Origin of the sequence: Streptomyces beijiangensis (assembly GCF_017315755.1) — a bacterium.
Lineage (GTDB): Bacteria > Actinomycetota > Actinomycetes > Streptomycetales > Streptomycetaceae > Streptomyces > Streptomyces beijiangensis.
The window spans coordinates 15,699-28,464 of record NZ_JAFLRJ010000252.1 but is presented as its reverse complement, the minus strand read 5'-3'; the positions used below and the strand labels follow the sequence as shown (position 1 = coordinate 28,464).

General features: G+C 69.1%; 12 protein-coding genes. 2 read left to right on the top strand and 10 right to left on the bottom strand.

The annotated features are described in order from the left end of the window. Positions 1–45 precede the first annotated feature (45 nt). Together J0695_RS25150 and J0695_RS25145 are read right to left on the bottom strand one after the other, a co-directional pair. Positions 46–1,530 carry an HAD-IA family hydrolase gene (locus J0695_RS25150; protein WP_206965533.1) on the bottom strand — a complete coding sequence of 495 codons (1,485 nt, stop codon included), beginning with the start codon at positions 1,528–1,530 and terminating at the stop codon, positions 46–48. A 91-nt stretch (positions 1,531–1,621) separates the two neighbouring features. Next, positions 1,622–2,758 carry a LacI family DNA-binding transcriptional regulator gene (locus tag J0695_RS25145; protein ID WP_206965531.1) on the bottom strand — a complete coding sequence of 379 codons (1,137 nt, stop codon included), beginning with the start codon at positions 2,756–2,758 and terminating at the stop codon, positions 1,622–1,624. 98 nt (positions 2,759–2,856) lie between these two features. Here J0695_RS25145 and J0695_RS25140 point away from each other — a divergent pair, with 98 nt between their 5' ends. Both J0695_RS25140 and J0695_RS25135 read left to right on the top strand, forming a co-directional pair. Then, positions 2,857–4,461 (top strand): glycoside hydrolase family 13 protein, encoded by a 1,605-nt coding sequence (locus J0695_RS25140; protein ID WP_206965529.1) that lies wholly within the window; start codon positions 2,857–2,859, stop codon positions 4,459–4,461. 117 nt (positions 4,462–4,578) lie between these two features. Then, the gene (locus J0695_RS25135) at positions 4,579–5,436 is read left to right on the top strand and encodes a chitosanase (RefSeq protein WP_307798748.1); all 858 of its coding nucleotides are present in this window, start codon (positions 4,579–4,581) and stop codon (positions 5,434–5,436) included. A gap of 94 nt (positions 5,437–5,530) precedes the next feature. Here the strand turns inward: J0695_RS25135 and J0695_RS25130 are convergent, their stop codons facing one another. The 8 genes from J0695_RS25130 to J0695_RS25095 form a co-directional block, all read right to left on the bottom strand. Beyond that, positions 5,531–6,940: a nucleobase:cation symporter-2 family protein gene (locus tag J0695_RS25130; RefSeq protein ID WP_307798747.1), complete on the bottom strand. Its 1,410-nt coding sequence runs from the start codon at positions 6,938–6,940 to the stop codon at positions 5,531–5,533. 234 nt (positions 6,941–7,174) lie between these two features. Next, complete coding sequence (locus tag J0695_RS25125; RefSeq protein ID WP_206965527.1) at positions 7,175–8,560, bottom strand: 8-oxoguanine deaminase; 1,386 nt, start codon at positions 8,558–8,560, stop codon at positions 7,175–7,177. 48 nt (positions 8,561–8,608) lie between these two features. Next, the gene (locus J0695_RS25120; RefSeq protein WP_206965525.1) at positions 8,609–9,997 is read right to left on the bottom strand and encodes a nucleobase:cation symporter-2 family protein; all 1,389 of its coding nucleotides are present in this window, start codon (positions 9,995–9,997) and stop codon (positions 8,609–8,611) included. Positions 9,998–10,064: 67 nt separating this feature from the next. Continuing rightward, positions 10,065–10,988 (bottom strand): factor-independent urate hydroxylase, encoded by a 924-nt coding sequence (gene pucL / locus J0695_RS25115; protein WP_206965524.1) that lies wholly within the window; start codon positions 10,986–10,988, stop codon positions 10,065–10,067. Positions 10,989–10,993: 5 nt separating this feature from the next. Then, positions 10,994–11,404: a hydroxyisourate hydrolase gene (gene uraH / locus J0695_RS25110; protein ID WP_206965521.1), complete on the bottom strand. Its 411-nt coding sequence runs from the start codon at positions 11,402–11,404 to the stop codon at positions 10,994–10,996. Further along, positions 11,401–11,922, bottom strand: coding sequence for a 2-oxo-4-hydroxy-4-carboxy-5-ureidoimidazoline decarboxylase (gene uraD, locus J0695_RS25105; protein ID WP_206965519.1), 522 nt, complete (start codon positions 11,920–11,922; stop codon positions 11,401–11,403). Before uraD ends, uraH begins: the two co-directional genes overlap by 4 nt. Positions 11,923–12,042: 120 nt before the next feature. Next, the gene (locus tag J0695_RS25100; protein ID WP_206965517.1) at positions 12,043–12,405 is read right to left on the bottom strand and encodes a helix-turn-helix domain-containing protein; all 363 of its coding nucleotides are present in this window, start codon (positions 12,403–12,405) and stop codon (positions 12,043–12,045) included. Continuing rightward, a complete protein-coding gene (locus J0695_RS25095) occupies positions 12,402–12,665 on the bottom strand; it encodes a hypothetical protein (RefSeq protein WP_206965515.1) in 264 nt (87 codons plus the stop codon). The genes J0695_RS25100 and J0695_RS25095 overlap by 4 nt, the downstream gene beginning before the upstream one ends. Positions 12,666–12,766 lie beyond the last annotated feature (101 nt).

Sequence of the window (12,766 nt, the reverse complement as noted above, 5' to 3'; positions counted from 1 at the left end):
GCCGGGCTGCCGAGAGCAGCCGGCCCCGCCCCCTCTTCCGTACAACTACCGGAAGTCGCGCAGGAGTTCGCCGAGTCCGGTCAGGACGCGCCGCCCGGGCGCCGCCTGGACCGGCACGAAGGACGGCACGGCCGCGACCAGGCACCCGGCCGCCTCCCCCGCCGCGATCCCCGTCGGGCTGTCCTCCACGACCAGGCACCCGGACGGGTCCACACCCAGCGTGCGGGCCGCGGCGAGATAGGGGTCGGGGGCGGGCTTGGTGGCCGGGGTCTCGCCCGCGGCGACGGTCGTACGGAAGGACTCCGTGCCCAGCACCTTCAGTACGGCGTCCACGACGGGGCGCGGCGAGGCCGACACCAGGGCGGTGGGAATACCCAAGCCGTTGAGCAGGTCGAGGAGCTGGCGCGCACCAGGCAGCAGGACCGTGTCGGCCTCGACCGCGGCCAGGAAGCGCTCGTCGAGGTCCGCGGTGATCTCCGCGAGCGGGCGGGCCGCGTCCGAGATCCGGAAGAGGTGGGCGGCGGTGTCCTCGACCGCGCGGCCGACGACCTCGGGGATGTCCGCGTCGGACAGCCTGTGACCGAGACCCCCGGCGACGTCCTCGGCCGTCTTCCACCAGAGCGACTCGGTGTCGACGAGCGTGCCGTCCATGTCGAAGAGGACGGCCTGCGGGACCACCGTGAACGGCCGCCCGTCCAGAGTCCAGTGCGAGTCCGCGGGCCGGCCGAGTGCGGCGAACACCTGGGCCGCCACGTCCTCGTGGCGAAGTTCGCGCACGGTCGCCCCGGCCGGGACGTCAGGTCCTGAGCAGGCGATCCATGCGGTGCGCTCCTGGTCGGTGCGGCCGCCGTGGCCGCCCTCGTCGCGGTGGCCGTGGTCGGTCACGACGATGAACGTCCACGCTTCGTCGTCGTACGTCGCCCGGCCGCGCACCGCGGCGAGCAGCCGGCCGAGCCGCTCGTCGGCGCGGGCTATGGAGCGCTCGTACTCCGGTACGCAGCCCAGGATGTGGGCGGTCTCATCGGTCGCGCCGAGATAGACGAACGAGGCCTCGGGGTCCTCGTCGGAGAGCACGCGGACCGCGTCGGCGGTCATCTGCTCGTCCACCGCCTCCCAGTCCTCGCAGGTCTCGGCGGCCGGGGCGGCATGGCTGAGGCGGCTGGGCTCGCGGAAGAGCGGGCCGCCGTCGGCCACGGTCACCAACGGCTGCCAGCCCGCTGCGACATAGGTGCGGCGGCCGTCGCCGCGGGTGAGGCGGGTGGTGAAGTCGGGGAAGACGGTGAGGCGGTTGCCGCTGAAGTCGTTGCTCCACACCGCGTGCTTGTCGACGCTCACCCCGGTGACGATCGTCGCCCAGCAGGGTCCCGACATGGTGGGGGTGCCGGGGCGGATCTCCACCGGGGCGAGGAATCCGGCCGCCTCGACGGAGTCCAGGTGCGGGGTGTCCACGGTGCGCAGGGTGTCGAGGCGAACGCCGTCGATCCCGACAACGAGAACGCGGCGGGCACGGTCGCGTACGCCAGAAGCCATGACAGTGAGGTCCTTTCAAAGACGAACTTCGGCCATCTTTCGACCAAGAACGATCACCGTCAAGAGCGTTTGCCCAAACGATCAGAAACGCTCAGGTGGTCTCCAGGTAAACGGGGCCGCCGGAGGACGCACGGACCCGCAGTTCCGGCAGAAGTTCGACATGGCGGCGCGGTGCCGGCGCACGCGCACCGTCGCGGAGTTCGGCGATCCGGTCGAGCAGCAGCCCTGCCGCCGCGGCGCCCACGGCCCGCTTCGGCGGGGCCACCGCGGTCAGCGGCAGCCCGGCCAGGTCGGCGACCTCGTCGTCGTACGCGACGACCGCGAGCTCCTCGGGCACCTTGACGCCCCTGGACTGCAGCCGCGGCACCAGCACCACGGCGTCCGCGTCGCTGTGCACGACCACGGCGGTCACACCGTGGTGGGCCACCGAGTCGACGAGGTGGTCCAGGGTGCGCTCGAACCGGTCGGCCTCGGAGACCGAAGGGACGGTGTCCAGCGGCGAGGCGGGCACCTCCGCAAGACCGAGCGCGGCGACGGCCGCACGGTGGCCGGACCTCAACTGCGCGGCGGTGGGGCTCTCCTGGGCGGCGAGGGCGATCCTGCGGTGGCCGAGCCCGGCGAGGTGTCTGACCGCCGCTCCGACTCCGTACGCATGGTCCGTGGCCACCTGGTCCAGTGCGGCCGCCGGACTGCTGAGCTCGGCCCGCCGCTCCACCAGGACCACGGGCACGTCCAGCCGGCCCGCCCAGTCGCCCTCGCCCGCGAGTGCCTCGCCACCGTCCCAGCGCGGCGTCAGCAGCAGGCCGTCGACGCCCGTGGCCAGCAGGCGCTCGCTCTGGGCCGTGTCCTCGCCTGAGAGATAGCGGTGCAGTCCGATCGTCAGCCGCCCGCCGCGCGCCTCGACCGCCTCACGGGCCCCGCGGACCACATCGGCGAAGTAGTAGTCGGTCGACGGCACGACCATGCCGACGACGATCCCTTCGCCGGACCGCACCGGCACCGGCACCGGCGGTGCGACGGGCGCGGGCGCGGCCGCCGTCGCCTCCGGCCACAGCACCGTGCCGTGCAGCCGCCGCACCTTCCCTTGCCGTGCCAGGATCTCGATGTCCCTGCGCAGGGTGACAGAGGAGACCCCGAGTTCGCTCGCGAGTTCGGTCACCCGCAGGCTGCCGCGCTGTTCGACGATTTCGAGGACCCGGTCGTGGCGCTGGTCGACATGAAGACGCATGGCCGCCACTCTATGACCCCTGTGCGTATCGATCGGACGGGATCGTATCGATCGTATCGGCGTTGACGGAATTCCCCGGCGCTCCTTAGATTCGCCCCATGCATCGTGCCGAGAGCAGCCCGTGGTGGCGTTCCGCCGCCATCTACCAGGTCTATCCGCGCAGTTTCGCCGACGGGGACGGGGACGGGATCGGTGACATCGCGGGCATCCGCGCCCGCCTGCCCCATCTGCGGGAGCTGGGCGTCGACGCCCTCTGGATCAGCCCCTGGTACCCGTCCCCCATGGCCGACGGCGGCTACGACGTCTCCGACTACCGGGACATCGACCCCCTCTTCGGGACGCTCGCCGAGGCCGAGGCGCTGATCGACGAGGTGCACACCGCGGGTCTGCGGGTCATCATCGACATCGTGCCCAACCACTGCTCGGACCGGCACCGCTGGTTCCAGGAGGCCCTGGCAGCGGGGCCCGGCTCCGCGGAACGCGAGCGCTTCTGGTTCCGCGAGGGCCGGGGCGAGAGCGGCGAGCTGCCGCCGAACGCGTGGCAGTCCGTCTTCGGCGGCCCCTCCTGGCGCCGGGTCACGGAGCCCGACGGGACACCCGGCGCCTGGTACCTGCACCGCTTCGCGCCCGAGCAGCCGGACTTCAACTGGGAGCATCCGGAGGTACGAGCCGAGTTCGAGTCGGTCCTGCGGTTCTGGCTCGACAGGGGCGTCGACGGGTTCCGTATCGACGTGGCCGACAACCTGGTCAAGGACCCCGCCCTGCCCGAGGTCACCCCGCAGGCGCCGTCACCCTGGTCCGACCAGGACGGTGTCCACGAGATCTACCGCGGCTGGCGCGAGGTCATCGACTCCTACCGGCGCGATGGCGTCTTCGTCGGCGAGGTGTGGACCGCCGACCCCGGGCGCTTCGCCCGCTATCTGCGACCCGACGAACTGCACACCGCCTTCAACTTCGCCTTCCTGCAGAGCCCTTGGGAAGAGAAGGCGCTCCGCAGGGTCATCGATGCCACGCTCGCCGCGCACGCGCCGGTGGGCGCCCCGGCCACCTGGGTGCTCTCCAACCACGACACCACCCGCCATGTGACCCGCTACGGCCGCACCGACACCTCGTACGCACTGGACGGCGTACGGACCCACGGCGCGCCCGTCGACCTGGAACTGGGCCTGCGCCGGGCGCGCGCCGCCGCCCTGCTCACGATGGCGCTGCCCGGCAGCGTGTACGTCTACCAGGGCGACGAGCTGGGCCTCTGGGAGGTCGAGGACATCCCCGCCGGGCTCCGCCAGGACCCGACCTTCCTGCACACCGGGGGCGAGGACCTGGGCCGCGACGGCTGCCGGGTGCCGATCCCGTGGGGCGACGAGCGCCCTGACGCCGCCGCTCCGTGGCTGCCACAGCCGGCCGCCTGGAAGACCCTGAGCGTACGGGCGCAGACCGGCGACCCGGACTCGATGCTGGAGTTCTACGCCACTTCGCTGCGCATCCGCCGGGCCGAACTCGCCCCGTCGCCTGACGAGTTCGCCTGGCTCCCCGCACCCGAGAGCGTCCTCGCCTTCGACCGCGGTCCCGTCCGCTGCGTCACGAATCTCTCCGCCGGACCGGTCACACTGCCCGCCCACGACGAACTCCTGCACATCAGCGCCCCGTTGACCGGCGGTTTGCTGCCGCCGGACACCACGGCCTGGGTCCGGTCGCCCCGGTAGCGGTCCTTCCCTTTTTTGAACTCACTTGCACCGAAGGGGTGTACGAGTCTCTCCGTCGCCTGATAGGAAAGCTTCCTAACAGAACACCGGTACGACGAACTCTCTTCTGGAGGTCTGGTGAACGTCCCCCACCGCCGCACCACGGCGCGTCGCACAAGGATCGTCTCCCGCACGCTGCTCGGCCTGGTTCTGGTGGCCATGCCCGTCACCGCGTACGCGGCCACGCCGCACGCCGGTGCACAGCAGTCGCAGCAGGTGGCCGCCGCCACCGGGCTCGACGATCCGGCGAAGAAGGAGATCGCCATGAAGCTGGTCTCCAGCGCGGAGAACTCCTCGCTGGACTGGAAGGCGCAGTACAAGTACATCGAGGACATCGGTGACGGCCGCGGCTACACCGCCGGCATCATCGGCTTCTGTTCCGGCACGCACGACATGCTGGACCTGGTCGAGCTGTACACCGCCCGGGTGCCGGGCAACGCCCTCGCCAAGTATCTCCCCGCCCTGCGCAAGGTCGACGGCACCGACTCCCACTCGGGCCTCGGCTCGGGCTTCGTCAGCGCCTGGAAGACCGCCGCCAAGGACACCGCCTTCCAGACGGCGCAGAACGACGAGCGCGACCGGGTGTACTTCGACCCGGCGGTCAAGCAGGGCAAGACGGACGGGATCGGCACGCTCGGTCAGTTCGCGTACTACGACGCCATCGTGATGCACGGCGACGGCGACGACTCCACCAGCTTCAGCTCCATACGCAAGCGCGCCCTGGCCAAGGCCAAGACGCCGGCGCAGGGGGGCAACGAGACGACGTACCTCAACGCGTTCCTCGACGCCCGCGTCTGGGCGATGCAGCAGGAGGAGGCCCACAGCGACACGAGCCGGGTCGACACCGAGCAGCGGGTGTTCCTGAAGGCCGGGAACCTCAACCTGAACCCGCCGCTCGACTGGAAGGTCTACGGCGACCCGTTCCACATCGGCTGATCTCTCTATATGTCATGCCCATGACGCCCACGGCTGCTGCAGCTGCCGTGGGCGTCATGGGTGTCCTGGGCGTCTTGGATTCTCCGCGCAGGAATCAGTGCACCGCGGCGACCTCCGCCGCCGCCTGCCGCTCCAGCTCCTGCTCCTGTTCCTCGGGCTGCTTGCCGAAGTGGTTGAACGCCAGGTTGAGCACGATGGCCACCACACACCCGGTGGAGATACCGGAGTCGAGCACGACCAGCATGTTCTTCGGGAAGGCGTGGTAGAAGTCCGGCGCCGCGATCGGGATCAGCCCGATGCCGACGGCGGCCGCGACGATCAGCGCGTTCTCACCCTTCTCCATGGCCGCGCCGGCGAGCGTCTGGATCCCGCTGGCGGCGACCGAGCCGAAGAGCACGATGCCCGCACCGCCGAGCACCGGCAGCGGTACGAGAGCGATCACCGAGGCCGCCATCGGACACAGGCCGAGCAGGATCAGGATCCCGCCGCCCGTGGCGACGACGTACCGGCTGCGCACCTTGGTCATCGCGACCAGGCCGATGTTCTGCGCGAAGGCGCTGGCCATGAAGCCGTTGAAGAGCGGGCTGATCGCGCTTCCGAGTGTGTCGGCACGCAGCCCGCCCTCGATGGTCCGCTCGTCGGCGGGCCGGCCCACGATCTTGCCGAGCGCCAGCATGTCGGCGGTCGACTCGGTCATACAGACCAGCATCACGATGCACATCGAGACGATCGCGGGGATCTCGAACTGCGGTGCCCCGAAGTGGAAGGGCGTCGGGAAGCCGACAACATCCGCGTTCTTGATGGCGTCGAAGTCGGTCATGTCGAGCGGGATCGCGATGAGCGTCCCGATGGCCAGACCGAGCAGGATCGCTATCTGCTGGAGGAAGCCGGTGAGGACCTTCCGCAGGACGAGCACGATCACAAAGGTGAGGGCTGCCATCCCGATGTACTTCATCGAACCGTAGTCGTCGGCCTGGGAGTTGGGCCCCTGCGCCCAGCCGAAGGCGACCGGCAGCAGCGAGACACCGATCAGGGTGATCACCGTGCCGGTGACCACGGGCGGGAAGAAGCGGAGCAACTTGCTGAAGTACGGGGCGAGTACGAAGCCCAGCACGCTCGCGACGATGATCGCGCCGAAGATGACGGCGATCCCGTCATGGCCGCGGTCCTTGCCGATGGCGATCATCGGGGTGACGCCGGCGAAGGAGACGCCGTTGACGAACGGCAGTTTGGCGCCGACCTTCCAGAAGCCGAGCGTCTGGAGCAGGGTGGCTATGCCGGCGGTGAAGAGAGAGGCCCCCACGAGGAAGGCGGTCTCAGTCGCGCCGAGGCCCACGGCGGGGCCGACGATCATGGGCGGGGCGACAACGCCCGCGTACATCGCGGCCACGTGCTGCAGGCCGCTGGTGAACATCTTGAAGGGCGGAAGCGTCTCATCGACCGGGTGCTTCTCGTGGTCGGTGGTGGGGACTGCATCTGTACGAAACCTGGGCTTGGCTGCCACGGCGGTTCCTCCGGTCGGTTACACGTCGGCGTTGACGCGGGTGTCTTGGAGGTGGTGCGGGTGGTGCTGAAGCATGCAAAAGTGGTGCATTTTCCGTAAGTACAGGTACGTCACCGCTCCGGTAGGCGCGTGCACATGAAGCACGCGCCTACCGGCAACGGCTGCCGTGGACCCCGCTCGGGTTCACGGCGACCGGCCGGGGACCGTCCTCCCCGGCCGGACCTCTGGGGAGGACTAGACCTGCGCGGCAATTCGCGCGAGGCGCTGGGCCTGCTCCCGCGTGGAGCGGGCGATGGCGTCCTCGTCCACCGTGGTGAGGCGGCTGTCCTCGACGACGGTCCTGCCGTTGACGAGGGAAAGCGTGACCGGGGCCGCGGCACCGAAGATGAGCGCGGTCACCGGGTCGGCGATCGACGCGTGGGCCAGGGTGTCCATCTTCCACAGCACCAGGTCGGCGAGCTTTCCGGGCTCCAGGGAGCCGATCTCGGCTGCCCGGCCGAGGACTTGGGCGCCGCCGTACGTCCCCAGGCGCAGCGCCTGACGGGCGTTCAGGGCGGCCTCGCGATGGGCGCCGAGACGGTTGATGAGCAGCGCGTTGCGCAGCTCGGTGTGCAGCTCGCCGGACTCGTTGGACGCGGTGCCGTCGACGCCGAGGCCGACGGGGACGCCGGACTTCAGCATGTCGGGTACGCGGGCGATGCCGGCGCCGAGGCGTGCGTTGGACGACGGGCAGTGGGCGACGCCCGTTCCCGTACGGGCGAAGGCGGCGATGTCGGAGTCGTTCATATGGACGCAGTGCGCCATCCACACGTCGCTGCCGAGCCAGCCGGTCGACTCGAAGTAGTCGGTCGGACCCATCCCGAACAGCTCCTTGCAGAACTGCTCCTCCTCGACCGTCTCGGAGCCGTGCGTGTGCAGACGGACCCCGCGGCGGCGCGCCAACTCGGCGCCCTGCTTCATCAGTTCGGTCGATACGGAGAACGGCGAACAGGGTGCGACGGCGATCTGCGTCATCGAGCCGAAGGAGGCGTCGTGGTGCTGGTCGATGGTCGCCTCGGTGCTCGCGAGAGCGCCTTCGAGGGTCTCCACGGCGAAGTCCGGCGGCAGGCCGCCGTCCTTCTCGCTGCGGTCCATCGAGCCGCGGGCGAGCGTGAACCGTACGCCCATCTCGGAGGCCGCGCCGATGATCGCGGAGGAGAGGTCGCCGGAGTCCTTGGGGAAGACGTAGTGGTGGTCCATCGCGGTGGTGACACCGCCGCGGGCCATCATCGCCAGGGAGCCCTGGGCGGCCGAGCGGGCCATCGGCTCGTCGATGCGCGCCCACGTCGGGTACAGCGCGACCAGCCAGTTGAAGAGGTTGTGGTCGGTGGCCAGACCGCGGGTGATCCACTGGTAGAAGTGGTGGTGGGTGTTGACCAGGCCAGGGGTGACGAGATGGCCGGTGCCGTCGATGCGGCGTACGACGTTCTCGAGCCCCTCGGGCGCCTTGCCCGCACCGACCGACTCGATGCGGTTCCCCGCGACGACCACATGGCCCGATGCGTACTCGGTGTCCTGGGCGTCGACGGTCGCGATGGCGACGTTCTCGATGACGATGCGCGCGGCTGCCGTTGCTGCCATGGCGGTGCTTCCTTCTTCTCTCGGATGCGTTGTGGGCACGGCAGGACCCTAGGAGGATTTGAGTGCCGCAGCCGCGTGGCTCCGGGTGCCGAGATGGTGGAAGAACAGGTTGAGCAGGACCGCGACCAGTGCGCCGGCGCTGATGCCGGAGCCGAGGACGGTCTGTGCCCAGGCGGGAAATTGTGCGTAGAACGTGGGCGCGGCGAGCGGGATGATGCCCGCCCCGAGCGCGACCGCGACCAGGATGATGTTGGAGCTGTCGTCGAGTCCGGCCTCGGAGAGGGTACGGATCCCGCTCACCGCGATCGACCCGAAGAGCACGATCCCGGCGCCGCCGAGTACGGGCATCGGCACCATCGAGACGACCGCGCCGAGGACCGGGAAGGTCCCGAGGACGATCAGGGCGCCGCCCGCCGCTGCGACGACGTAACGGCTTCGGACACGTGTCAGCGAGACGACGCCGACGTTCTGGGCGAAGGCGCTGGTGGGGAATCCGCCGAACATCGGTCCTATGAGGGTCGCGATGCCGTCCGTACGCAGACCCCGGGTGATCGTGGGGCCGTCGCAGCCGCGCTCGCAGATCTCGCCGAGCGCCAGCATCCCGGCCGACGACTCCGTCATCAGCACCAGCATCACGATGCAGAGCGAGAGGATCGCGGCGGGCTGGAACTCGGGGACGCCGAAGGCGAAGGGGGCGGGAAGGGCCGCGACGGGCGCGGAGCTGATGGCGCTGAAGTCGGCCATACCGAAGGGGATCGCGGCCAGCGTGCCGATCAACAGGCCGAACAGCAGGGCGACTTGCTTGACGAAGCCCTTGCCGAAGCGCTGGATCACCAGGATGACGGCGAGTGTGAAGGCGGCGAGCGCGAGGTACTTCATCGCGCCGAAGTCGGCGGCGGTCTTGTCGCCGCCCTGCGCCCAGGAGACCGGGACGGGCATCAGGGTGACGCCGATGAGCGTGATGACGATGCCGGTGACCAGCGGCGGGAAGAACCGCAGCAGCCGTCCGAAGAAGGGGCCGACGCAGAGGCAGAAGACCCCGGCGACCATCACCGCGCCATAGATCGCCGGGAGTTGGTGTCCCGGTGCGCTGGTCTCGGCGATGGCGAGCATCGGTGCGATACCGGCGGAGGACGCGGCGTTGACGAAGGGCAGCCGGTTCCCGGCGAACTTCGCGACGCCGAGCGTCTGCAGGAGGGTGGCGAGCCCGGCGATCAGCAGACTGGCGGCGATCAGCCGGGTCATGCCGGCCGTGTCCAGACCGACGGCCTGGCCGATGATGAGCGGAGGCGTGACGACGCCGGCGTACATCGCGGCGATGTGCTGGAGCGCGGCGGGGATCAGCCGCGAGGCGGGGAGCTTTTCGTCCACCGGGTGGACCGGTGGGGTCGGACATGGGCCGTCGTCTGTAAGCCCTTGAACTGGCGTCGTTGCCATGGGAGTTCCCTCCGGTCCGCCGCGCCCCCCGCCGGCTCGGGCCGGCGGGGAACGCATGCGGTCGGCGTCAGAGGTTGGTCATGTCGACCGGGATCTGCGGCTCGATCCCGTCCCGCAGCACAGTGGCCTCGATCAGGCCGTACGGGCGGTCCGCCGCGAAGTAGACCTCGTTGTCGTTCTTCAGCCCGAAGGGCTCGAGGTCCACGAGGAAGTGGTGGTTGTTCGGCAGCGAGAAGCGGATCTCGTCGATCTCGCTCCGGCTGTTGATGACGCGCGAACCCATTTGGTACAGGGTCTGCTGCAGCGACAGGGAGTACGTCTCGGCGAAGGCCTGCAGCATGTGCTTCTTGACCTGCTCGTACGAACGCTCCCAGTTGGGCATCCGCTCGTCGTCGCTGGTCCAGTTGTAACGCCAGGCGGCGGCGACATCGGTGCACAGGATGCGGTCGTACGCCTCCTTGAGCGTCGTGTACTTGTCCTTGACGTAGCCCCAGAACTCCGAGTTGGTGGAGTTCATGACCGTGAGGTCCTTGAGGCCCGAGATGATCTGCCACTTCTCACCGTCGAAAGTGATCTGCGTGGTGCGCAGTTCCTGGCCCTTGCGGGCGAAGGAGTGGTTGACCTGGTCCGAGCCGATGAACTTCGAGTTGTTGTCCGAGGTCGCGATGCGCTCCCAGGTGTACTCCTCGATGCGGATCCGCGCGACCTTGATCGGCTCCTGCGTCGTCACGAAGTGACGGGCGAGGTGGATGCCGAACTGCTCGGCGGACTCGATGCCGAACTCCTTGGCGAACGCGAACACCGTGTTCTTGGTGGTGTCGGTCGGCAGGACGTTGGCGTTGGAGCCGGAGTAGTGGACGTCGTCCATGTCGCCGGAGAGCGCGACGGAGACGTTCAGGTCCTTGATGTGGTGGGTGTCGCCGTCCCGCGTGATCTTGACAACGCGGTTCTCCGCCTTGCCGTACTGGTTCTGTCCAAGAATCGTGGGCATGTCTGCTAGCTCCCTCGGTATACGGAGTAGCCGAACGGGTTGAGCAGCAGCGGTACGTGATAGTGCTCGCCCGGCGTGACGGCGAAAGTGATCGCCACCTCCGGGAAGAACGCAGCGCTGTCCCTTACGCGGGGGGCGTCCTGCTGTGCCTCGGCGGCTTGCTTGTCAACACTGTGCTGGTTTTCAAAGGCGTACTGCTCGATCTGGAAGTCGAGCCGTACGTGGGTGGTTCCTTCCGGCAGAGCCGGCAGGTCCTTCACGCGCCCGTCCGCATCGGTCTTGGAGACGCCGTGGGCGCTCCAGGCCCCGTCGATCCCGTCCCGTACGGACAGCTCGACGGGCACGCCCCCTGCGGGGCGGCCGACGCTGGTGTCCAGGATGTGCGTGGACACCGATGCGGTGGTCTCGGTACTCATACGGTCTCTTCCTCCACGAGGCGGGTCAGCCGGATGCGGTTGATCTTCCCCAGTTCGGTGCGCACGATCTCGCGCTCCTGCTCGGGTGTATTCCCGATCCGGTCCTTCATCGCGTCGCGCATCTGCTCGGCGGTGGCGCCGGTGGCGCAGATCAGGAAGACATGTCCGAACCTGTCCTGGTAGGCCAGGTTGAGTTCGAGCATCTCGATCTTGAGGCCGTCGGACGCCCCGGCCATCCCCCGCTGCTCGCGGGAGGAGGTCGGGTCACCGGGCTTCGGCCGCCCGATCGGCGGGTGTCCTGCCATCGCTTCTGCCAGATCCTCCGCGGTCAGCTCGGCCATGGCGGCGTCGCTGACGAGGAAGAGCGATTCGGCGGTGGCGTACGGACGCTGGGCGAGCAGCTTGCTCCCCCATGCCGAACTGGCGCACACCTCGTGCAGTGCGGCCAGGGCCGCACGGTCCTGCTGGGTGTTGAACCGGGTGAGACCCGGGGTACTCGGTGTACTGCTCGAAGTCACGGGAGCCTCCGTGGCCTTGGTGCTGGACGGGCTGCGCACAGCTAACGCCCTCGGAAACACCGCGTCAACACTTTGTTGAAAACTTCGCGTTACAAAGAGGACAGGAAGTTACCTGTCGGTTCACTCCGAGCGGTTCAGGTAGTTGTAGACCGTGAAGCGGCTGACACCCAGTGCCCCCGCGACCGTCTCCACCCCATGCCTTACGGAGAAGGCGCCGCGCGCCTCCAGCGTCCGTACGACCGACTGCTTGGCCTTGCGATCGAGCTCGGAGAGCGGCACTCCGTGCCTGCGCTCCATGGCCGCCAGGATGTGATCGAGGGAGTCCGAGAGCTGCGGCAGGCGTACGGCGAGCACGTCCTCGCCCTCCCACGCCAGTACGACATCGTCGGCCCCGGCCTGGTCGGCCCCGAGTATCTCGGCGCCCATGGCGTCCACCAGCGGCTTCACGGCCACGACAAGGGGGTGGTCTCCCGGCACGGTCACTTCTGGCCCTCCGCGTCGCTCTCGCCGATGACGTTGACCTGCAGCGAGACGCGCGTGGCACCGGCCGCCAGGGACTTGCGCAGCAGTGCGTCGACCGCGGTGAGCACCGCGTCCGCACCGCCTTCCGCCGTATTGCCGAAGGGCCCGACGTCCACAGCGTCCAGCACGGCGCTCTGGACGACCTCGCGGGCGACCAGCGCATGCGGGGGCGCCTCGTCGAGGTCGAAGGGCTCGGTCGTGAACTCCACTCTCAATCGCACGCGCTCAACCTAGCCCGCGAGCGACGAAATCCGGGAGGCCCTCTTGACAGCTCTCCCAGATTGAAGGCAATCTTCCAACAGGCAGAAAACAACTTCCGCAA

What these genes read in the sequence shown, in the direction of transcription:
- J0695_RS25125 (WP_206965527.1), bottom strand. Translation starts at nt 8,560, where the DNA reads ATGGCAGCAACGGCAGCCGCGCGCATCGTCATCGAGAACGTCGCCATC.
- J0695_RS25150 (WP_206965533.1), bottom strand. Translation starts at nt 1,530, where the DNA reads ATGGCTTCTGGCGTACGCGACCGTGCCCGCCGCGTTCTCGTTGTCGGG.
- pucL (WP_206965524.1), bottom strand. Translation starts at nt 10,988, where the DNA reads ATGCCCACGATTCTTGGACAGAACCAGTACGGCAAGGCGGAGAACCGC.
- J0695_RS25120 (WP_206965525.1), bottom strand. Translation starts at nt 9,997, where the DNA reads ATGGCAACGACGCCAGTTCAAGGGCTTACAGACGACGGCCCATGTCCG.
- uraH (WP_206965521.1), bottom strand. Translation starts at nt 11,404, where the DNA reads ATGAGTACCGAGACCACCGCATCGGTGTCCACGCACATCCTGGACACC.
- J0695_RS25140 (WP_206965529.1), top strand. Translation starts at nt 2,857, where the DNA reads ATGCATCGTGCCGAGAGCAGCCCGTGGTGGCGTTCCGCCGCCATCTAC.
- J0695_RS25145 (WP_206965531.1), bottom strand. Translation starts at nt 2,758, where the DNA reads ATGCGTCTTCATGTCGACCAGCGCCACGACCGGGTCCTCGAAATCGTC.